Genomic DNA, 20,043 nt, shown 5'->3' on the forward strand with positions numbered 1-20,043 from the left:
GCTCTCGACGGGGCTCGGCGCGGCGAGGGCCGGGACGGGGGCGAAGCCGTTGAACGTCCCGTTGTTCGCCAACGCGTGCGGTTCTTTGGCGGCCTGGTTGCCGCGCAGGGGCTCCTGGCCGGTGGCGATCAGCGTGGTCGGTACCAGCACGATGGCCCGCACCCCGCCGTAGTCGGATTCGGTCAGCCGCACCGAAATACCGTGTCGCGCGGCCAGTTTCCCGACCACGAACAGGCCGAGCCTGGCATCGCTGGAGAGCGTGGCGACGCTGAAGTCCGGCGGCGACGCCAGCACGGCATTGCGTTCGGCCAGTTCGGATTCCGGCATGCCGAGCCCCTGATCGATGATCTCGACGGCCACGCCCTTGCCGACCAGCGTGCCCGTCACCTCGACCCGCGATTCCGGCGGGGAGAAGGCCGTCGCGTTGTCGGTCAGCTCCGCGATCAGGTGGATCAGGTCGGCCACCGCGGTGCCCGTGATACGCACGTCGGGCAGCTTGCCCGCCTGAATCCTGGTGTAGTCCAGGCTTTCCGCGACGGCGCTGCGCACCACCTCGATCAGCGGCACCGGATTGCGCCAGCGGCGGCCCGGTTGCTCGCCGCCGAGGATGACGAGGTTCTCGGCGTTGCGCCGCGCCCTGGTGGCCAGGTGGTCGAGCTGGAAGAGCAGGTCGAGGCGGGCGGGGTTCTCCTCCTCGCGTTCGGCCTTGTCCAGCAGCGCCAGCTGACGATGCACCATCACCTGGCTGCGGTGGGCGATGTTGAGGAAGACCGCGGCGACGCCCGCCCGCGTCTTCGTCTCGGCGACCGCGGCCGACACGGCCGCCACGTGGGCTCGGTTGAACGCGTCGGCCACCTGGCCGAGCTCGTCGGCGCCGTAGTCCAGGCGCGCGACCTCCTGCGGGTCGATCTGGCTGCCCTCGCCGAGCCTGCGGATGGTCTCGGGCAGGCGTTCGTCGGCCAGCTCCAGTGTGTCGCGGCGCAACCGCTTCATGCGGCCGATGAAGCGATTGGCCAGCAGCAGCGCGGCGAGGAAGGCGAGCAGCGTCAGCACCAGCACGGCGAGGCCGCCGTAGAGGGAGTTGCGCGCGATCTGGATGCCGGTGGTCTCCGCGGTGCGGTGCGCGTCGCGACTCTGGTCCTCCCACAGCTTCAGCAGCTGCGAGCGCACGGCGGTGGCGACCTGCTGCCATTCGCCGATGCCGAGCGGCAGCGGCGGCGGGGTGTCGGCCGTGCGGGTGGTGCGGGAGGTCGACTGCCTGCCGGATCCGTCGTTGCTGGAGCTGCTGGAGCTGCTGGAGCTTTCGGAATCGTCGGTACGGATGCCCCGCTGGATGATCGCGTCCTCCATCGCGGTCAGCTGCCGCCAGGTGGGACTCGCGGTGATCTCCTGTAGCTGTGCCTGGCGCTTGCCGGACAGCACCGTGGTCGCGTACTCGACCTCACCGCGGCCGTCGCCGACGTAGCGGCTGAACTCGCTGAGCTGCTCGGGGGTGAGCTGCTCGGAGATCAGCGCCGCCGAGCCGAGCGTGCTGGCCCGCGATACCGCTTCGGCCGCGCGCAGCGCGTGCACCGCTTTGTACAGGTCGACGGCGATCTCGGCGTCCGGCGCCACCTCGGCGGCCAGCAGCGATGCCAGCACGATGGTGTCGATGATCCGGCTGAAGGCCAGGAACACCTGGGCAGACGGTACGGCGTGCGCGTCGATGCCGCCGCGCAGCGTGGGCAGCTGCTCGTAGAGCACGTTGTAGCCGTCGATGTTGTCCGCCAGGTCGGGACGCAGTTCGGAGACGGCGTCGCCCTGCAGTCCCAGCGCGTCCAGCGCCTCGTCGGAATGTTTGCGTGTGGCGGGCAGGATGTTGGACGCGTCGGCGTCACCCGCCAGGTGCAGCAGCGAGGCGCGGCGCTCCTCCTGGAACGCCTCGATCATGAGGATCGCCGGGGTGGTGGTGGCACTCGCCAGCTCGGCCCAATTCTTCGCAGTGCGACCGGTTTTCACCAGGTACCCGGCGGCGCCGATGCCGAGCGCGAGCAGGGCCACGCTCGGAATGAGGACGATCGCCAGCAACCTGGCTCGGACGCCGAGGGGACGGGACCACGTTCCGGTCGGTAATACGCGGTGGATTCTGCTGCTTATCACCGATGTTCTTGCCTACCTCTGGGCATCGCTGCCGCCGTGCGGAACCGGCCCGTGCCAGGCCGAGAACCGGCATGGCGCCGAGTATCCCGAGTTACCCTGGTCACTGAAAGAACGGCGACGCAATAACTTTCGTCGAGCATTGAGCAGGGTAATCGGAAGTGGCGTTGTTCGTGTAATAAGACGACATATTCGCAAGCGCTACCAATCGAAATGCCGTGGTCACAATGCATTTCGCGGGGCATTTCGCGAAAATTTCATGCTGTTCGCGGGGTCGTGTGTTCGCCGTGACGTTCGAGATGGCCGGGTGAATCCGGCGCTTCGTCTGCGGGTTCGGTGCTCGCCCGAAGCGGCGATGGCGGCGGGTCGCCGGGTCCGAGGCCTTGTCGGTGATCGAGATGGTCACCTGCGCTGATTCCGGTGGGGTCACAGGGGGTTGCGGACATCCGCATGGCGGATCTTCCTGTCCCCGGTGCGCACCGGGCGCGCGATCGGCGGTTTGCCGTCAATCGTGGTCGCGGTCACATTGATCTCGCATCGTGCATAGGGTGTGCCCAGAATGGATGTCCATGATTGAGCAGAATGCTCAGTTTAAAGAACATCTATTGTTCATTCAGCGCTTTCAGGTCAGTATGTCGGCACCAAGTGCTCAACGATGCGAAGCGCCTGACCGGGCGCCGAGCGGATGGGTGGACCGATGACCGAGCTCGCCGACCGCGATCTGATCACCGCGCCATACGACCTCGCCGACCGCTACCGAGTCGGCTCCGGCGCCGTCGTGCTCACCGGAGTGCAGGCGATCGCGCGCCAGCTGGTGGAACAACACGTGCGCGATCTGCGGGCGGGCCTGCGGGTCGGCACCTTCGTCTCCGGCTATCAGGGCAGCCCGCTCGGCGGCGTGGACAAGCTGCTCAATGGAATGCCCACCGTGCTCGCCGAACACGACATTTCCTTCGTGCCCGGGCTGAACGAGGAACTCGCCGCCACCTCGGTCTGGGGGAGTCAGGCGGAATTGCCCGCGGGCAACGCGACGCACGACGGCGTGGTCGGAGTCTGGTACGGAAAGGGTCCCGGGCTCGATCGCGCGACCGACGCGTTGCGCCACGCGAATATGTACGGCGCGAATGCACGCGGTGGGGTGCTGTTGCTGGTCGGCGACGATCCGGCCTCGAAATCCTCGACCGTGCCCGCGGTGAGCGAACGATCGCTGGCCGCAATGAATATCCCCGTCCTCTTTCCCCGCAATGCGCGCGAGATCATCACCATGGGGCTGCACGGCGTCGCGCTGTCGCGAGCCTCCGGGTGCCTGGTGGCGCTGAAGATCGTCGCCGACGTGGCCGACGGCGCCTGGACGGTGGACGGCTCGGTCGGCGACATCGCCATCACCGTGCCCGAGATCGACTGGGACGGCAGGCCCTTCACCTATCTGCAGCGTCCCATGGCGGCGCCGACCGACAGCGTCATCGCCGAGGCGGACCTGTACGGGCCGCGCTGGGAACTGGTGAAGGCCTACAGCACGGTCAACGAGCTGGACGTGATCGAGGTGAATCCGGCGCACGCCAGGATCGGCATCGCCGCCACCGGAACCACCTTCGACGCGGTGCGCCAGGCCCTGCTCGATCTCGGCGTGGACGACGCCGCGCTGTCGCGGGCCGGTGTCCGCCTGCTGCGCATCGGCATGCCGTATCCGATCGCACCCGAACGCGTCCGGCAGTTCGCCGACGGGCTGGAGCGGATCGTGGTGGTGGAGGACAAGACCGCGTTCGTCGAGACGCAGATCCGCGAGATCCTCTACGGCCGCGCGGGTGCGCCGGAGATCCTCGGCAAGGCCGACGCCGAGGGGCGCACGCTGTTCAGCCCGAACGGCGAGCTCACCTCCGGCCGGATCGCCGGTCCGCTGCGCCGGGCGCTCGCCGGGTATCTGGAGATGAAAAGTCCGCTGCCGCAGCCGCTGTCGCTTTCGGTGCTGCCCGCCAAGCGTGCCGCGTACTTCTGTAGCGGCTGCCCGCACAACCGCTCCACCGCGGTGCCGGAGGGCTCGCTCGCCGGCGGCGGCATCGGCTGCCACACCATGGTGACCATGTCCGGCCGCACCGACAGCGCGGTCACCGGCCTGACCCAGATGGGCGGTGAAGGCTCGCAGTGGATCGGGCAGGCGCCGTTCACCGACGTGGGCCACCTGTTCCAGAACATCGGCGACGGAACCTATTTCCACTCCGGCCAATTGGCGGTCCAGGCCTGCGTCGCCGCCGGGGTGAACATCACCTTCAAGCTGCTGCACAACGACGTCGTCGCGATGACCGGCGCGCAAGACGCGGAAGGCTCGCTCGGCGTACCGAAGCTCACCCACAAGCTCAGCGTCGAGGGCGTGCGGCGCATCATCGTCTGCGCCGACGAGCCCAAGCGCTACCGCAAGCGCGATCTCGCGCCTGGCACCCTGCTGTGGCACCGCGACCGGCTCGACGAGGCCCAGCGCATGCTGCGCGAGATTCCCGGCGTGACCGTGCTCATCTACGACCAGCACTGCGCGGCCGACGCGCGTCGCAAGCGCAAGCGCGGCGCGCTGCCGGTGCGGCGGACCAGGGTGATCATCAACGAGGCGGTCTGCGAGGGCTGCGGTGATTGCGGCGTCAAGAGCAACTGCCTTTCGGTGCAGCCGGTCGACACCGAGTTCGGCCGCAAGACGCGCATCGATCAGACCTCGTGCAACACCGACTACAGCTGCCTGGACGGCGACTGCCCCTCCTTCGTCACCGTGGAGCTGCCCGACCCGGCGAATCGGAAGCGGCGCAAGGAGGTTCGCCGCCCGGAGCCGCCGCGGCTGCCCGAGCTCGCGTTCGAGGAGCTGACCGGCACGCAGAACGTCTTCCTCGCCGGAATCGGCGGCACCGGCATCGTGACCGTGAACCAGGTGCTGGCCACCGCCGCGCTGCGCGCCGGATACGACGTCGCCAGTCTCGATCAGATCGGCCTGAGCCAGAAGGCCGGACCGGTCGTGTCGCACCTGCGGTTCGCGGCGGACGCGCTGGAGCCCGCCAACCGGCTCGCCCCCGGTTCCGCGGACTGCATCATCGCCTTCGATCTGCTCGCCGCGACCGACAACAAGAACCTCGCCTACGGTTCGCCGACCGCGACCGTCGCGGTGGCCTCGACCAGCAAGACCCCGACCGGAGACATGGTCTACGACAAGTCCGTCGCCTACCCGGACGAGGCGACGCTGCTGGCCCGCCTGGCGCGGGCGGCCAGGGTGGCGGGTTCCTTCGACGCGCTCGCCGCCGCCGAGACGCTCTTCGGCAACACCGCGGCCGCCAACTTCCTGCTGGTCGGCGCGGCGCACCAGAGCGGGGGACTGCGGCTGCCCGCGGCGTCGATCGAGGAGGCCATCGAGATCAACGGAGTCGCCGTCGCCGCCAATATCGCGGCCTTCCGCTGGGGCAGGCTCGCGATCGCGCGGCCCGCGGAGTTCGCCGCCGCCACCGTGCGCACCGCGCCCGAGCCCGCGCGAGTGGCGGTGCCCGCGGATCTGTTCGACGGGCTGACCGCGACCGGTGAGACGCGGCGGCTGGTGGAACTGCGTGCGGCCGAGCTGATCGGATTCCAGAGCGTCACGGTGGCCCGCGACTACGTACGCACCGTGCGGCACATCTGGGACACCGAACGGCGGGTCACCGACCGCACCGAGTTCAGCGAGCAGGTAGCGCGCGGGCTGTACAAGTTCACCGCGTACAAGGACGAGTACGAGGTGGCGCGGCAGCTGACCGACCCGGCATTCCTCGCCGAAGTCGCCGCCCAGGTGCCCGACGGCGCGAACCTCACCTACCGCCTGCACCCACCCATCCTGCGTGCGCTCGGCCGGGAGAAGAAGATCGGCATGGGCCCGCGCAGCCACCTCGCGCTGCGCCTGCTCGCCAAGGGAAAGCGCCTGCGCGGCACCAAGTTCGACCCCTTCGGCTACGTGCACCTGCGCCGCGTCGAGCGCGAACTGCGTGCGCACTACGTCGGCATGGTGACCGATCTGGCCAACACGCTGGACGCCGCGGGCTACGACCGAGCCGTCCGCGCGGCGGCCCTCACCGACGTGGTGCGCGGCTACGAGGACATCAAGCTCGCCAATGTCGCGACCTACGCGGAGCAGTTGCGCGAACTCGGCATCGAGCCGCCCCGGATCTGAGGCTGCGACGACCATGGAATCCGTGCCCGGTCTCGGACCCGCCGGGCACGGATCCCGACGATGGCCCACGACAAACACTGGCGGTCGACCAGCTCTGTCCGCTGAGGATCCGAGGCGCGATGCCCGGTCGCACCGATATCACTGCACCAGGCAGGCGCTTCCCAGATTGATGCCGTTGCGCACCTGGATGATGACGCTGGTCTCCTCGTAGTCGCCGACGACCAGCTTGGCCGTGAGGACGTGGGTCCCGGTGGAATTCGGGGTCCACGTCGAGGTGACGGTGTCACCGTTGACCGTCTTGGGGCCGCCGCCGGATCAGGAGCGGGGCGGGTCCCGCAGCGGTCGGGTTCGCTGCGGTAGCGGGAGATGCGGCCGTCGATGCCGCAGACGGCGCGCTGCCGCACTAACCCATGAGCTCCCGCGCAGACGGTCCACGACCGTGCAGCACGGCGATCTCCGACCAGATCAGCATCGCAACCGGGCCGCAGACGAAAAGCTCTGCGATAGGGCGCTGTTCGGACTTCGTCCGGTTCATTTCGTCAGCCTTTCGGGATCGCCGTCACTCGGCGACGGCATGGATTGTGTGGAGAATGCGAAGTTCCGGACCGCGTCGGCGAAAGGCTCGGGTTCCTCCAGATGCCCCAGGTGACCACTGCGTTCCAGGATCACCAGCCGCGAACCGGGGATGAGGTCGTGCAACTCCCGCCCCCAGCGCGGTCCGCAGATGACATCGAAGCGGCCCACCACAACCAGCGCCGGGACGGTGACCGTGGGCAGATCGGCGCGGTCATCGATCGGATCGGGAGCACCGATCGCATCCAGTCCCGAGATATAACTGGCGCGCAACGCATCTCGCACCGAGGCCCAGCGCTGTTCGTCGCTCCAGTAGTCGGCGAGGTATGAGGGCAAGACGCCGCGGGCGACGGCAAGGGTCTGCGCATCGCTCGAAATATCTTGCATCGCGCCGAATGCCGCGAGCACATCGTTCAACCCCGGCCGATCGGCGTGCGCGGCGGCGAATTCCTGGAGCCGCCGCGCGGCTTCCGCGCCGTGTTCGGGTCCGGTCACCGGTGCACCCTCGTACAGGATGACCCCCGCGAGTCCGGACGGCCGGTGGATCGCGTGGTAGGCGGCGACGAACGCGCCGTGCGAGTGGCCGAGCAGGTACACCTTCGGTACGCCGAGATGATCGATGATCCGTTGCAGCGCAATGCTGTAGCGCTCCCGGGTGTAGCCGTTCGGATGCATCGGCAGGCGACCGGATTCGCCGGTGCCGAGCGCCTCGACGTACACCATGGTCAGGTGCTCTTCCAGCTCGGGCACACGCAGGTACTCGTAGTGGATGCCCGGCCCGCCGGGATGTGCCAGGCAGACGGGTCCACTGCCGAACACGTGGTACCGCTGGGTGACGCCGTCGGAGTCGAAGGCGTGCGTGCCGGGCGCGAGCGCGCCGGAGGTCTCGACGGATATCGACATCACGCGGCCCGCAGCGGTGCGGCGAAGGACTTGCGCAGCGAGGACGGCCCGACCAGCGGCAGCAGTGCCGCCAGCACCTTGCCCTTGAACGCTTGCGGGGTCCTGGTCAGTTCGACATCGACACGGCAGCCGGGCAGGTCGGGCGTGATGCGGAAGACCCAGCCGCCGCCCGCGCCGAAGAGCTTGGAATCCAGCGTGGTGATGATGACGGTGTCGCCGGCTGGATCCCATTCGTAGCGGGCGCGCTCCCATGCGGCGGCGGTGCCCTCGGTGACCTCGGCCCAGGTTTCGCCGCGTTCGTGGACGACGAAGTGTTCGGCGTCGATGGTCGGCCACACCTCGGGACGGGTGGGTCCGAAGTCGGTGAGCACGTGCACGACTTCGGCGGGAGACAGGGTGGACATCAGGTGAAATCGAACGGTAGCCATGGAAAATACCTTCGCCGCCGGTGGCAGGGCGCCGAATCTGTCAGATGACGCTGTCTTGACGTAATCCAGTTTCGGTAGGGTCGCCGCGGGACCCGCATATCCTCTCGGGGCCCGGAGGAGGATCCCGCGCCATGTCGTTGCTCGGACGCGACACCGAACTGAAAGACCTGTCCGCCCTCGTGGACGGCCCCGGCGACCGGGGCGGCATCCTGATCGAGGGGGAACCGGGCATCGGGAAGTCGACGCTGGTCGAGCAGACCGCCGCCGCCGCGGCCGCCGCTGGACTACGGGTGCTGCGGACCGCCGGGGTGGAAGCCGAAAGCAATCTCGTCTTCGCCGGACTGCATCGGCTCCTGTACCCGCTGCGTCGCGAGTTCGATGCCCTGCCCGCGCGTCAGTTCGAGGGGTTGACGACCGCTTTGGGCATGTCGGACAGCACCGACGAGCCGAGCGTCCACCTGGTCGGACTAGCCGCCCTGACCCTGCTCGCCGACACGGCGGCCGACCGGGCGGTGCTGATTGTCGCCGAGGACGTGCATTGGCTCGATCTCGCCAGCGCCGAGGTGCTTGCCTTCGTCGCGCGCCGCATCGACTCCGAACCCGTCGCGATGCTGGCCACTTTGCGTGACGCCACGACGTCACCGCTGCGCGACGCCGGACTGACCGTCATGCGGCTCGGTCCGCTGCCCGATGACGACGCGAACGCGCTGCTCGACAACATCGCACCGGGCCTGCCCGCCAAGCTCCGCCACCGAGTACTCACCGAGGCCCACGGTAACCCCCTGGCGCTGACCGAACTGCCGACAGCCGTAGCGGATCTCACCGACACCGCCCCGGCACTGCCCTTGACCGAGCGTCTCGAACAGGCGTTCTCGGCGCGCGGCGCCGCACTGCCCGGGCCGACCCGGTCGGCGTTGCTCGTCGCGGCCCTCAACGACGGCGACTCGGCCACAGAAACACTCGATGCCACAGGGATTCTCCTGGAAGATGCGGTGACATCCGAGGTGCTCGCGCCCGCCGTGGCGGCCCGGCTGATCGGCGTCGGTACCGGCACGGTGACTTTCCGCCATCCGCTGGTTCGGTCCGCCCTCGTGGCTGCGGCGACCGCCGAGGAACGCCGCCGCGCGCACCAGGCGCTCGCCGAAACACTCGCCGAGTTGCCGGATCGCCAGGTGTGGCATCGGGCGGCGGGTACGTCGGGCGCCGACGAAGACGTCGCCGCGGCACTCGAGAACGCCGCCGAACGGTCCCGGCACCGCGGCGGCGCGGTCGCGGCGCTGGAGCGGGCCGCGGCCCTCAGCGTCACCCCCGGCCGACGCGCGGATCGTCTGCTGCGCGCGGCCGAACTGGCCGTCGACTCCGGTCACCGCGACACGGTCGAAAGGCTGGTCGACGCCGCGCGCATGCTCCCCCTCACGGCCGAGCAGGAGGCGACCGCGAAGTGGGTGCTCAGCGGGTTCGAGGACGGAATGCGCGACAGTCCTTCGCACATCGGTGAACTGGCCGCGCTCGCGGCCTCCGTCGCCGCCGACGGATTTCCCGATGCCGCGCTGCGGATCCTGTGGGCCGCGGCAGCGCGGTGCTTCTGGTCCGAACCTGGACCCGATATCCGTCGCGCGGTGCTCGCTGTCGCCGACACTGTCGGCATTCCCGACGGTGACCCGCGCAAGCTCGCGATCGACTCGATCATCGCCCCGTTCGAACGCGGCGAACAGGTCCTCGGCCACCTGCGCGTGCTGGCCACGAGCACGGGGCGCGATACGGAAGCCGATCACTTTCTCAGTAGCGCGGCATACCAGGTCGGCGCTTTCGACCTGGCAGCGCACTTCGCGGGCGCGGCCGCACCCGGATTCCGTGCCGCCGGGCAACTGGGGCTGCTGACCCGGGCACTCGCGATCCAGGCCTGGAGCCTGGCCCGGGTCGGTGACCTCGCCGCCGCCGCGCCCGTCGCGGCCGAGGCAGCGACGTTCGCCCTGGAGACCGGGCAGCCGTTCATGCATGCGACCGTCATCACGGTGCAGGCCGAAATCGCGGCCCTGCGAGGGGACTACACGCAGGCCACCGCGCTCACAGCGGAGGCCGAACGGGTCGGACTGGCCGCAGGTGCGCGGCCCGTGCTGGCCACCGTGCAGCTCACCCGGGCGCTCATCGCACTCGGTGAGGGCCGATTCGATGATGCGTTCACCGATCTGGCCCGTATTCACAATCCGCGCGACCCGGCGTATTCGCTGACGCGGCGCGCGAGTTTCCTCACCGAACTCGCCGAGGCCGCGGTGCGCTGCGGGCGAAGCGACGCCATGGCGGAACTGCTGCGCGAACTCGAACCAGTGGCGGCATCCACGCCGTCGCCCGCCCTGCACATCGGAATGCGTTACGCCCGAGCGGTTCTCGCGGGTGATGCGGCAGCGGAGCTGTTCACCGCCGCGCTGGAGGCGGATCTCACCGGCTGGCCCGCCGAACGCGGCCGCCTGCATCTGGCTTATGGCGAGTGGCTGCGGCGGCAGCGCCGGGTCGTGGAATCCCGCACCCATTTGCGCACGGCCCGAGAGATTTTCGACGCTCTCGGCTTCGTCGCGTGGAGTGAAAGGGCCCGCCTGGAGCTGCGCAGCGCCGGTGAATCGAGCCCGAATCGCGACCCGGACGCCCGTGACCAGCTCACCCCGCACGAGCTGAGCATCGCGCAACTGGCGGCACAGGGGCTGACCAACCGGGAGATCGGGCAACGGCTCTACCTGTCGCACCGGACCGTCAGCACCCACCTGCACCGCATCTTCCCGAAGCTCGGCATCAGTTCGCGCGGTGACCTCGCGGCGCTGTTGCCCACCTCGGACGAAACGGCAGGCTGATCAACCGGCCGCAGGCGCGGCCGATCGACACCGATTACGTCATCCGACGCACGCGGCGGCGCCGGTGCGCTGCCTAGCGTCGATGACATGAACATCAACCGACGACGACTTTTCGCTGGAGTGCTGGCTGCGGGCCTGGCCGCGGCTTCCCTCAGCGCCTGCTCCACGGACTCCGCCCCCACGCCCACGACCACCACTCCGGGCGCGGCCCTGCGGGCGGGATCGGGAGCCAACACCAGCCTGGGCCCCATCAAGAAGGTCGACGCCGGTGTCCTCAATGTCGCGTACGCCGAATTCGGGCCCGCCACGGGGCAACCCGTGATCCTGCTGCACGGCTGGCCGTACGACGCCTACAGCTACGCCGATGTCGGCCCACTGCTGGCCGCGTCCGGCTACCGCGTGCTGGTCCCGTTCCTGCGCGGCTACGGTGAGACCACCTTCCTGTCCGCGCAGACCGTGCGCAACGGACAGCAGTCGGCCATCGCACGCGACATCGTCGACTTCATGGACGCCCTGCACATCGATAAGGCCGTCTTCGGCGGATTCGACTGGGGCGCACGCACGGTCGATATCATCGGCGCACTGTGGCCGCAGCGCGTGAAGGCCATGGTCGCGGTGAGCGGATACATCGTCACCCAGCAGGCGGCCCAGCAGCAGCCGCTGGCACCCGAAGCCGAACTCGGCTGGTGGTACCAGTACTACTTCGCCACCGAGCGCGGCCGCCTGGGTTACGACCGGAATCGGCACGACTTCAACAAGCTGATCTGGCAACGTGCCTCTCCGGCATGGAATTTCGATGACGCCACCTACGACCGCAGTGCCGCCGCCTTCGACAATCCCGACCACGTGGACATCGTCATCTCCAACTACCGGTGGCGCTTGAGTCTGGCCCCGGGCGAGCCGCAATATGACGCCTACGAACAGCAACTCGCCACCGGACCGGCCATCACCGTGCCCGCCATCACCATCGGCAGCGACTTCGACGGCGCGGCCAAGGACGGAAAGCCCTACGCCGCCAAGTACACCGGCAAACATGAGCACCGCGTCCTCGACGGCATCGGGCACAACGTCCCGCAGGAGGCCCCACGCCCGTTCGCCCAGGCGATCATCGACGCCGACCACCTCTGACGAAGCACAGACCGCTGGCCCGGCAGCGCAGCCGGGCCCAGCGGGCCATTCGAAGGACAGATTCTGCGAGGTCTACCAGCGCTGTCAGACGGTGATCGTCTGGTATTCGGTGTATTGACCCAGGCCCACCGCGCCGTATTCGCGGCCGATCCCACTGGCCTTGAAGCCCCCGAAGGGCCCGTCGAATCCCACCGGTGCACCGTTGATGGTGACCGTACCGGTCCGGATCCGGCGGGCCACGGCCACCGCCGCGGCCTCGTCCGCCGACCACACGCCGCCGGAGAGCCCGTAGTCGGAGTCGTTGGCGATGCGTATCGCGTCGTCGATGTCGTCGTAGGCGATGACGACCAGGACCGGGCCGAAGATCTCCTCCCGCGCGATGCGCATGGCTGGCATCACGTCGGCGAAAACCGTTGGCGTGACATAGAAGCCGTCTCGAAGGCCGGGCGGAAGCTGCGGGCCACCGCAGACCAGGCGCGCGCCTTCGCCGAGACCGATCTCGATGTAATCGCGGACCCGCTGTTGCTGATCGCCGCGAACCATCGGCCCGATGAAGGTTTCCGGGTCGCGCGGATCACCGACCGGCAAGGACTCGACCAGCGCCGTCAGCGCCGCGACCACCTCCTCGTAGCGGGAGTTCGGGGCGAGGATCCTCGTCTGGGCAATGCAGGACTCGCCGTTGTTCAGTAGCGAACCGAACTTCAGGCCGTTCATCACCGCGGTCAGATCGGCGTCGGGCAGGATCACCGCCGCCGATTTGCCGCCCAGTTCGAGACTGACCCGTTTGAGCTGCTCGCCCGCGATGCTCGCGATCCGGCGACCGGCCCCGGTCGAGCCGGTGAACGCGATCTTGTCCACTCGCGGATGGGAGATCAGGTATTCGCTCGTATCTCGTTCTGCGGGTAGCACACTGATCACCCCGTCCGGAAGGCCGATGCGATCCACCAGCTCGGCCAGCAGGCCCATGCTCAGTGAGTTCTCAGGAGATACCTTCAGCACCACCGAATTTCCGGTGAGCAAGGCGGGCAGCAGCTTCGATGTCGCCGAGGAGAAGGGCGAATTCCACGGGATCACCGCCGCCACAACCCCGACCGGTTCGCGCCGTACCACGCTGCGCACGTGTGCATTCGGCTCCGAAGGGGTGAGCGTGCGCTCCCAGTCGAAATTCTCGGCGGCGGTGAGGTAGGCATTCGCCTGGCGGGTCAGAGCGGCCTGGCCGGCCTTGGTGAACCATGCGGCGGAGCCGTTTTCGGCGGTGATGAGCTCGGCGATCCGGTCGGCCTCCGCCTCGCGCAGCTTGTCGAACCGTCGCAGCACCGCGATTCGCTCAGCGGGCGGGGTGTCGCGCCACACGCGGTCTTCGAAGGCCGCGTGCGCCGCCGCTACCGCGCGGTCCACATCGGCGGGTTGCGCCTGTGCCGCCGCGCCGATGAGCGATCGATCGTGCGGGGAGAGGATCTCCAGCAGTGCCGGTTCGCTGGGTTCGGTCCACGAACCGCCGATGTAGAGCCGGTCGTAGGTGATCATGCGCTCACTCCCGCCGTGATGGCCGAGAGCCGTTCGAATTGGTTGTCGGACAGTTGTATCCGTGCTGCCGCAATATTCTCGTCGAGGTGAGACAGGGAGGCGGTGCCCGGAATCGGCAGCATCGTCGGTGACCGGTGCAGCAGCCACGCCAGCGATACCTGCACCGGCGTCGCGCCGAGTTCGGCGGCGATTTCCGCCAGCGCGCCCGTGGCCGCGGCGTGCGCGCCGGCCGCCACGGGGAACCACGGCAGAAACGCAATGGCCCGCGAGGCGGTGTATTCCACGACGTCCTCGGCCGCACGGTGGGTGAGGTTGTAGAGGTTCTGCACGCTGGCGATGGGGACGATATCCGCGGCCGCGCGGATCTGGTCGACGCTGACCTCGGACAGACCGATGTGGCGTGCCTTGCCCGCGTCGACGAGCTGCCTGAGTGCACCGACCTGATCCTCGAGCGGATAGGCCGGGTCGATGCGGTGCAGTTGGAGCAGGTCGATGTGGTCCAGTCGCAATCGACGCAAACAGAGTTCGGCCTGCTGACGCAGATAGGCCGGGTGCCCCAGCGGTAGCCATTCGGTCGGAGTCGGGTGCACGGCACCGACCTTGGTCGCAATGACGACGTCGTCGCGGTACGGGGCCAGGGCGTCGGCGATCAGTTCCTCGGTTTCGCCGAGCGCGTAGGCATCCGCGGTGTCGATGAGGTTCACCCCCGACTCGACCGCACGGCGCAGGATCGCGACGGCGGCCTGCCGGTCGGCGGGCGCACGCCAGACGTGGAAGACCGACGTGTCGAACCCGGATTCCTGTGGGGCCAATCGCATTGTGCCATAACCGATTCGGCTGACTGTGAGTTCGCCTCCGAGCTGAAATGTGGTCGTCATGGCTCCGACGCTAGGGGCCGCCGAGCGCGGACCGCGAGCGTCGAATGACGTAATCTCCGACGCTCACACGACGCTGCATCTCCGACGATCAGGGATTTCGCACTGCGATCCCGATAGGTCTCGAGCAGCCGCAACCACACCTCGCTGACGGTCGGGAATGCGGGCACCGCGTGCCAGAGCCGGTCCAGCGTGATCTCTCCGGTGATGGCGATGGTGGCCGAATGCAAGAGTTCGGCCACGCCCGCGCCCGCGAAGGTGGCGCCGACGATCACCCGACGTTCGGGATCGATGAGGATACGCGCCTGCCCGCGATAGTCCGGATCCTGCTGGAGCGCACCCGCGACCCGGCCGATGTCGTAGTCGACGACATCGACCGTGCGGCCTGCCCGCGCCGCGTCCTCGGTGGTGAGGCCGACGGCGGCGATCTCCGGATCGGTGAACACCACCTGCGGGACGGCAACGAGATCGGCGGTCCCGGCGTGCCGTCCCCACAGGGACGTGTCGAGCGCCCGGCCGGATGCCCGATCGGCGATGACCGTGCCCGCGATCCGCGCCTGGTACTTGCCCTGATGGGTGAGCAACGCACGGCGATTGACATCGCCGACGGCATACAGCCATTCGCCCTCGACCGCGGTCACCGTGAAGGTGTCATCGGTGGTGAACCAGTCGCCCGAGGCCAAACCGACTGTCTCCAAGCCGATATCGTCGGTGCGGGGTGCGCGGCCGGTCGCGAGCAGCAGTTCGTCGACGACGATCCGGACGCCGTCGTGCAGGCTCAGATGGACGCCGTCATCGGGGCCGCCCGCCCGCTCGGCAGTCACGATGCCGGAGCCGAAGCGCAGCTCGACGCCCGCGGCCCGGAGCCGGTCGGCCACCAGCTCCGCGGCGAACGGTTCGACGCGGGTGAGCAGCCGCGGCTCCCGGGCGATGAGAACGACCTCGGCGCCGAGTGCCCGCCAGGCCGTGGCCATTTCGACCGCGACGACCCCGGCGCCCAGGATGGCGAGCCGACGCGGCACCTCCGGGGCGCTGGTGGCCTCGCGGCTGGTCCACGGCCGCACCGTATCCAGTCCCGGCAGCGGCGGCAGGGCCGCCCGAGTGCCGGTGCAGACCGCGACCGCGTGCCGGGCGCGCAATCGCACGATGCCGCCGTCCGGGGTCTCGACTGTCACCTGCCGGACCCCGTCGAGACGACCGTGGCCGCGAATGAGTGCGATGCCTGCGGATTCGAGCCATTCGACCTGTCCCTGGTCGTTCCAGTCAGCGACCATACGGTCGCGGTGTTTCAGGACCGCGCGGGCATCGAGCGGTCCGGTGACCGCGTTCGCGACGCCGGGGAACCGTGCGGCCTCGGCGTGCAGCAGAGCGGGACGCAGCAGCGCCTTGCTGGGTTCGCAAGCCCAGTACGAGCATTCGCCGCCGACCAGCTCGGATTCGACGATGACGGTGCTGAGTCCGGCGGCGCTGGTGCGGTCGGCGACATTCTCGCCGACCGGTCCGGCCCCGAGGACGATGACGTCGTAGGTCTGGATGTTCTCGTCAGACATGATGTGCTTTCGGGGGCGTGTGGTCAGCGGCCGGGCGCGCGCTGAGTGACTTCCTGCAGGAACCAGCCGTTGCCATCCGGATCGTGGAAGGCGGCGAACGAGCCGTAGCTGCGGCGCTCCGGATGCGCGCCCGCAATGCGATCGGCGGTTCCGGCGTGATGGAAGACGCCGGTCGCGTCCCGGAACGGTCCGTCGACGGCGACGCCGCGTTCGGTGAGTTCGGCCACGGCCTTATCGATATCGGTGACGATGAGGTGCAGGCCGTGCAGTGTTCCGGGTGTCGCGGCGGTGACTCCGGCTCCGAAGATGATCGAGCACTCGGAGCCGGGCGGGGTCACCTGGATCACGCGGTAGCCGTCGTCCACCGTGAAGTCCGCGTCGAGCCGGAATCCGAGTTGCCCGGCATAGAACGCCTTGGCGCGATCGACATTCGAGACGGGCAGCACGACGACTTCGAGTTTCATATCCATGGTCCTGTTCTCCTGTGGTTGTCGGTTTTTCGGGTCAGTGCGTTGCCGCGGCGGCCTGTTCGATGACATCGGCGACCACATCCGGATGCGAGACGGCCACCGAATGCGAGGCGTCGACCTCGGTGACCTTCGCGTGGGCGCGGTCGGCCATGAATCGCTGCGCCTCGACCGGGATGTTCAGGTCCTTCGTGGTGGCGATGACCCAGCTGGGCTTCTCGTTCCAGGCCGCGACCGTGGCCTTTTCCTCGAGCGCGGATTGGGCGATCGGACGCTGCGTGGCTGCCATCAGCGCCGCGCGATCCTCGGGGACATCGGCGGCGAACTGGGCGCGGAACTTGTCCTGGTGGATGTAGAGATCGGTCCCCACGCTGCCGTCGACAGCGGTGAACGGCACCGGATTCAACGTGCCGGGCAGCGTCGTGCCGGGGTATCTATTGGTCAGTTCGAGAGCGGTCTCGCCCGGTGCGGGCAGGAACGCCGCCACATAGACGAGGCCCTTGACCTTGTCGTTTCCGGCTGCCGCCGCGCTGATGACGGACCCACCGTAGGAATGCCCGACCAGGATGACGGGCCCGTCGATGTGGCTGATCAGGCTGCGCAGCGCGGCGGCGTCATTGGCGGGACCGCGCAGCGGGTTGGCCGCCGCTACCACGGGATACCGGTCCTCGCGGAGCTTCTCGATCACATCGTTCCAGCTGGATCCGTCGGCGAAGGCGCCGTGCTCCAGAACGATGGTCGGTCGCGGCGCATCGTCGTTGGGGCCGGCGTGGGTGACGGTGTTCGCGGTGCAGGCGACGGCGAGGCTGCCGCCCGCGATACCGGCCACGAGTGCCCCGAGGAGTCGGGTCGGGCGTCGCCGATTGCGGTTATATCCGTTGTCGACCATGAGATTTCGTCCTTCGAGCAGGTGGATGCGAGTTGTACGATTCACTGTCGCCGTCGGGGTCCGGGTGGCACATCCGTCAGTTGACGCTGGTGCCGACGTACCTCCCCACCGCGGCCCGATGACCTACGTCGCGGTCAGCGTCAGCTGACGGATGCGCGGGTGGCCGACCCGGCGCGAGTGTGGTGCTCATGAACACCACTGCCGCACCATCCGTTTCGAATTCCGAGCGTTCGTCTCTGATCCGCCTGTACCTGAGCCGCGGCGTGCTGGCGATCGCGTGGGCGATCGCCTTCTCCGCCGCCCACGACACCCTGGATGCCATCGCGGTGACACTGCTGGTCGCCTACCCGCTGATCGACGCCGTCTCGTCGCTGATCGACTTCCTCGCGGTTCCGCGAGGCGCGGAACGTCGTGTGACAGCCCTCAACGGCGCCCTCAGCACTGTCATCGCCATCGCCCTCGGTGTTGCCGGAACCACCGGCGGCGCGGCCGCGGTACTGGGCGTATTCGGTGTCTGGGCCGTCCTGTCGGGCGCGGCCCAACTGGTCGTCGGTCTACGCCGGCGTGGCCCCACACTGGGTAAGCAATGGCCGACCCTGATCTCCGGCGGCCTGTCCTTCCTGGTCGGCGCGACCTACGTCGCCCAGGCAACCGGCGACTCCCCATCCCTGGACGTCCTGGCCATCTACGCCACCGGCGGCGGCATCTTCTTCATCGCGCAGGCCGCACTACTGGCCTGGAAGCACACCACCCGCTGACCCACCATTCGACAACTCGACGAGGAAGGATCCATGTCCCAGAGACTGCGACCTGGGACCCAGCCGTCGAGCACCCGGGCGAAACGATGATGCACGGAACTCCCGCCGGCCGCTCCGGTCGACCCGACGCCATCGCGGCCGCCGCCGTCTACCTCGGCTCGGACGACGCCGCCTTCATCCACGGCACCGTCATCGATGTCGACGGCGGCCGAATGGGTGTCGCGGTCATCGCCGACCACAGGAGTGCCTGACCTAACGTGATGCCAAACCAATGCGAAAACGGCCCGGAACCTGATGGTTCCGAGCCGCTTTCTAGTAGCGGGGACAGGATTTGAACCTGCGACCTCTGGGTTATGAGCCCAGCGAGCTACCGAGCTGCTCCACCCCGCGTCGGTAATCTCAACATTACACATGCTGCGGGCGTGGCGCCTAATCGGCTGGTCGGAGGCGTTTTCAGCCGAATTGGATGCCTTGGGCGAGGGGCAGTTCGGCGGAGTAGTTGACGGTGTTGGTGGCGCGGCGCATGTAGGCCTTCCACGAGTCCGAGCCGGATTCGCGGCCGCCGCCGGTGTTCTTCTCGCCGCCGAACGCGCCGCCGATCTCGGCGCCGGAGGTGCCGATGTTGACGTTGGCGATGCCGCAGTCGGAGCCGTCGGCGGCGAGGAAGCGTTCGGCCTCGCGCTGGTCGCCGGTGAAGATCGCGGACGAAAGTCCTTGCGGCACCGCGTTGTGCAGCGCGACGGCGTGGTCGAAGTCGTGGTAGGTCAGCACGTAGAGGATCGGTGCGAAGGTCTCCTCGCGCACCACGGCGGTCTGCGCGGGCATCCGCACGATGGCCGGGCGCACGTAGTGGGCGTGCTCGCCGAAGCCGGGTACCGGCTCGCCGCCGCAGATCAGTTCGCCGCCGTCGGTGAGGGCGCGCTCGATCGCCGCTCGCATGCCCGCGTGGGCGGATTCGTTGATCAGCGGGCCGACCAGCACCCCGTCGTCGAGCGGATTGCCAACGCGCAGTTGGCGATACGCGTTCGACACCCGATCGAGCAGCGGCCCGGCCACATCGGCGTGCACGATCAGCCGCCGCAGGCTCGTGCACCGCTGCCCCGCGGTACCCGCTGCCGCGAACACGATGGCGCGCGCGGCCAGCTCCAGATCGGCCGAGGGCGTGACGATGGCGCCGTTGTTCCCGCCGAGTTCCAGCAGGCAGCGGCCGAAGCGCGCGGCCACCCGCGGCGCGACGATGCGGCCCATCCGCACCGAGCCAGTCGCGCTGAGCAGCGTGACCCGCTCGTCGTCCACCAGCCGGGCGCCGACCTCGGAGCCGCCCTGAATCAGTTGGTGCACTTGCGGATCCGCGCCCACGTCGGCGGCGGCGCGGCGGAGCAGCGTGTGACAGGCCAGCGCGGTGAGCGGGGTGGTCTCGGAGGGCTTCCACACCACCGTGTCGCCGCACACCAGCGCGATCGCGGTGTTCCACGCCCAGACCGCGACGGGGAAGTTGAAGGCCGAGATCACGCCGACGACGCCGAGCGGATGCCAGGTCTCCATCAGCCGGTGGCCGGGCCGCTCGGAGGGCATGGTGCGCCCGTACAGCTGGCGGGAGAGTCCGATGGCGAACTCGCAGATGTCGATCATCTCCTGCACCTCGCCGACCGCCTCGGGGCCGATCTTGCCCGCCTCCAGGGTGACCAGCTGGGCCAGCTCGGACTTGTGCGCGGTAAGCAATTCGGCGAGCCTGCGCACCACGGCGGCCCTGGCGGGCGCGGGGACCGTGCGCCAGGCGCCGAACGCCGCG

At 68.8% G+C, this 20,043-nt stretch carries 15 protein-coding genes and 1 tRNA gene; 5 read left to right on the forward strand and 11 right to left on the reverse strand.

The window, feature by feature from the left end:
• Positions 1-2,067 (reverse strand): sensor histidine kinase (locus tag NL1_RS33020; RefSeq protein WP_067848042.1); only part of this gene is annotated, 2,067 nt, incomplete at its 3' end.
• A gap of 172 nt (positions 2,068-2,239) precedes the next feature.
• Positions 2,240-2,542, reverse strand: coding sequence for a hypothetical protein (locus NL1_RS37990; RefSeq protein WP_156095156.1), 303 nt, complete (start codon positions 2,540-2,542; stop codon positions 2,240-2,242).
• 291 nt (positions 2,543-2,833) lie between these two features.
• Between NL1_RS37990 and NL1_RS33025 the strand changes: the two genes are divergently transcribed.
• The gene (locus NL1_RS33025; protein ID WP_067848072.1) at positions 2,834-6,307 is read left to right on the forward strand and encodes an indolepyruvate ferredoxin oxidoreductase family protein; all 3,474 of its coding nucleotides are present in this window, start codon (positions 2,834-2,836) and stop codon (positions 6,305-6,307) included.
• A gap of 531 nt (positions 6,308-6,838) precedes the next feature.
• Here the strand turns inward: NL1_RS33025 and NL1_RS33030 are convergent.
• Positions 6,839-7,783 (reverse strand): alpha/beta fold hydrolase, encoded by a 945-nt coding sequence (locus NL1_RS33030; protein WP_067848045.1) that lies wholly within the window; start codon positions 7,781-7,783, stop codon positions 6,839-6,841.
• A complete protein-coding gene (locus tag NL1_RS33035; protein WP_067848048.1) occupies positions 7,783-8,211 on the reverse strand; it encodes an SRPBCC family protein in 429 nt (142 codons plus the stop codon). The genes NL1_RS33030 and NL1_RS33035 overlap by 1 nt, the downstream gene beginning before the upstream one ends.
• Positions 8,212-8,342: 131 nt before the next feature.
• On the opposite strand from NL1_RS33035, the gene NL1_RS33040 reads away from it, so the two are divergent.
• Both NL1_RS33040 and NL1_RS33045 read left to right on the forward strand, forming a co-directional pair.
• On the forward strand, positions 8,343-11,057 hold the full coding sequence (locus NL1_RS33040) for an ATP-binding protein (protein ID WP_067848051.1): 2,715 nt from the start codon (positions 8,343-8,345) through the stop codon (positions 11,055-11,057).
• Positions 11,058-11,144: 87 nt separating this feature from the next.
• Positions 11,145-12,185 (forward strand): alpha/beta fold hydrolase, encoded by a 1,041-nt coding sequence (locus tag NL1_RS33045; protein ID WP_067848054.1) that lies wholly within the window; start codon positions 11,145-11,147, stop codon positions 12,183-12,185.
• 84 nt (positions 12,186-12,269) lie between these two features.
• Here the strand turns inward: NL1_RS33045 and NL1_RS33050 are convergent, their stop codons facing one another.
• The 5 genes from NL1_RS33050 to NL1_RS33070 are packed head-to-tail and all read right to left on the reverse strand — an operon-like array spanning position 12,270 to position 17,493.
• Complete coding sequence (locus NL1_RS33050) at positions 12,270-13,712, reverse strand: aldehyde dehydrogenase (RefSeq protein WP_067848057.1); 1,443 nt, start codon at positions 13,710-13,712, stop codon at positions 12,270-12,272.
• A complete protein-coding gene (locus NL1_RS33055) occupies positions 13,709-14,590 on the reverse strand; it encodes an aldo/keto reductase (protein ID WP_067848060.1) in 882 nt (293 codons plus the stop codon). Before NL1_RS33055 ends, NL1_RS33050 begins: the two co-directional genes overlap by 4 nt.
• A complete protein-coding gene (locus NL1_RS33060) occupies positions 14,587-16,137 on the reverse strand; it encodes a dihydrolipoyl dehydrogenase family protein (RefSeq protein WP_084511304.1) in 1,551 nt (516 codons plus the stop codon). The genes NL1_RS33055 and NL1_RS33060 overlap by 4 nt, the downstream gene beginning before the upstream one ends.
• A 23-nt stretch (positions 16,138-16,160) precedes the next feature.
• Entirely contained in the window at positions 16,161-16,607 is a 447-nt protein-coding gene (locus NL1_RS33065; protein ID WP_067848063.1) for a VOC family protein, read from the reverse strand.
• Positions 16,608-16,641: 34 nt separating this feature from the next.
• Complete coding sequence (locus NL1_RS33070; RefSeq protein WP_067848066.1) at positions 16,642-17,493, reverse strand: alpha/beta fold hydrolase; 852 nt, start codon at positions 17,491-17,493, stop codon at positions 16,642-16,644.
• Between the two features lie 188 nt (positions 17,494-17,681).
• Here NL1_RS33070 and NL1_RS33075 point away from each other — a divergent pair, with 188 nt between their 5' ends.
• Both NL1_RS33075 and NL1_RS33080 read left to right on the forward strand, forming a co-directional pair.
• Positions 17,682-18,251: a DUF308 domain-containing protein gene (locus NL1_RS33075; RefSeq protein ID WP_067848075.1), complete on the forward strand. Its 570-nt coding sequence runs from the start codon at positions 17,682-17,684 to the stop codon at positions 18,249-18,251.
• 86 nt (positions 18,252-18,337) lie between these two features.
• On the forward strand, positions 18,338-18,502 hold the full coding sequence (locus tag NL1_RS33080; RefSeq protein WP_156095157.1) for an SDR family oxidoreductase: 165 nt from the start codon (positions 18,338-18,340) through the stop codon (positions 18,500-18,502).
• A gap of 65 nt (positions 18,503-18,567) precedes the next feature.
• On the opposite strand, the gene NL1_RS33085 is transcribed toward NL1_RS33080, so the two are convergent.
• Positions 18,568-18,641 (reverse strand) — tRNA-Met (locus NL1_RS33085).
• 63 nt (positions 18,642-18,704) lie between these two features.
• Positions 18,705-20,043: L-piperidine-6-carboxylate dehydrogenase (gene amaB, locus NL1_RS33090; RefSeq protein ID WP_067848069.1), on the reverse strand; the 1,339-nt coding region annotated here is incomplete at its 5' end.

Origin of the sequence: Nocardia lijiangensis NBRC 108240 (assembly GCF_001613045.1) — a bacterium.
In the GTDB taxonomy this organism is placed as follows: domain Bacteria; phylum Actinomycetota; class Actinomycetes; order Mycobacteriales; family Mycobacteriaceae; genus Nocardia; species Nocardia lijiangensis.

Excerpts from the sequence above, each read along its gene's own strand:
- NL1_RS33075 (WP_067848075.1), top strand. The coding sequence starts at position 17,682 with ATGAACACCACTGCCGCACCATCCGTTTCGAATTCCGAGCGTTCGTCT.
- NL1_RS33030 (WP_067848045.1), bottom strand. The coding sequence starts at position 7,783 with ATGTCGATATCCGTCGAGACCTCCGGCGCGCTCGCGCCCGGCACGCAC.
- NL1_RS33065 (WP_067848063.1), bottom strand. The coding sequence starts at position 16,607 with ATGGATATGAAACTCGAAGTCGTCGTGCTGCCCGTCTCGAATGTCGAT.
- NL1_RS33045 (WP_067848054.1), top strand. The coding sequence starts at position 11,145 with ATGAACATCAACCGACGACGACTTTTCGCTGGAGTGCTGGCTGCGGGC.
- NL1_RS33080 (WP_156095157.1), top strand. The coding sequence starts at position 18,338 with ATGATGCACGGAACTCCCGCCGGCCGCTCCGGTCGACCCGACGCCATC.
- NL1_RS33060 (WP_084511304.1), bottom strand. The coding sequence starts at position 16,137 with ATGTCTGACGAGAACATCCAGACCTACGACGTCATCGTCCTCGGGGCC.
- NL1_RS33055 (WP_067848060.1), bottom strand. The coding sequence starts at position 14,590 with ATGACGACCACATTTCAGCTCGGAGGCGAACTCACAGTCAGCCGAATC.
- NL1_RS33025 (WP_067848072.1), top strand. The coding sequence starts at position 2,834 with ATGACCGAGCTCGCCGACCGCGATCTGATCACCGCGCCATACGACCTC.
- NL1_RS33050 (WP_067848057.1), bottom strand. The coding sequence starts at position 13,712 with ATGATCACCTACGACCGGCTCTACATCGGCGGTTCGTGGACCGAACCC.
- NL1_RS33035 (WP_067848048.1), bottom strand. The coding sequence starts at position 8,211 with ATGGCTACCGTTCGATTTCACCTGATGTCCACCCTGTCTCCCGCCGAA.
- NL1_RS33070 (WP_067848066.1), bottom strand. The coding sequence starts at position 17,493 with ATGGTCGACAACGGATATAACCGCAATCGGCGACGCCCGACCCGACTC.
- NL1_RS33040 (WP_067848051.1), top strand. The coding sequence starts at position 8,343 with ATGTCGTTGCTCGGACGCGACACCGAACTGAAAGACCTGTCCGCCCTC.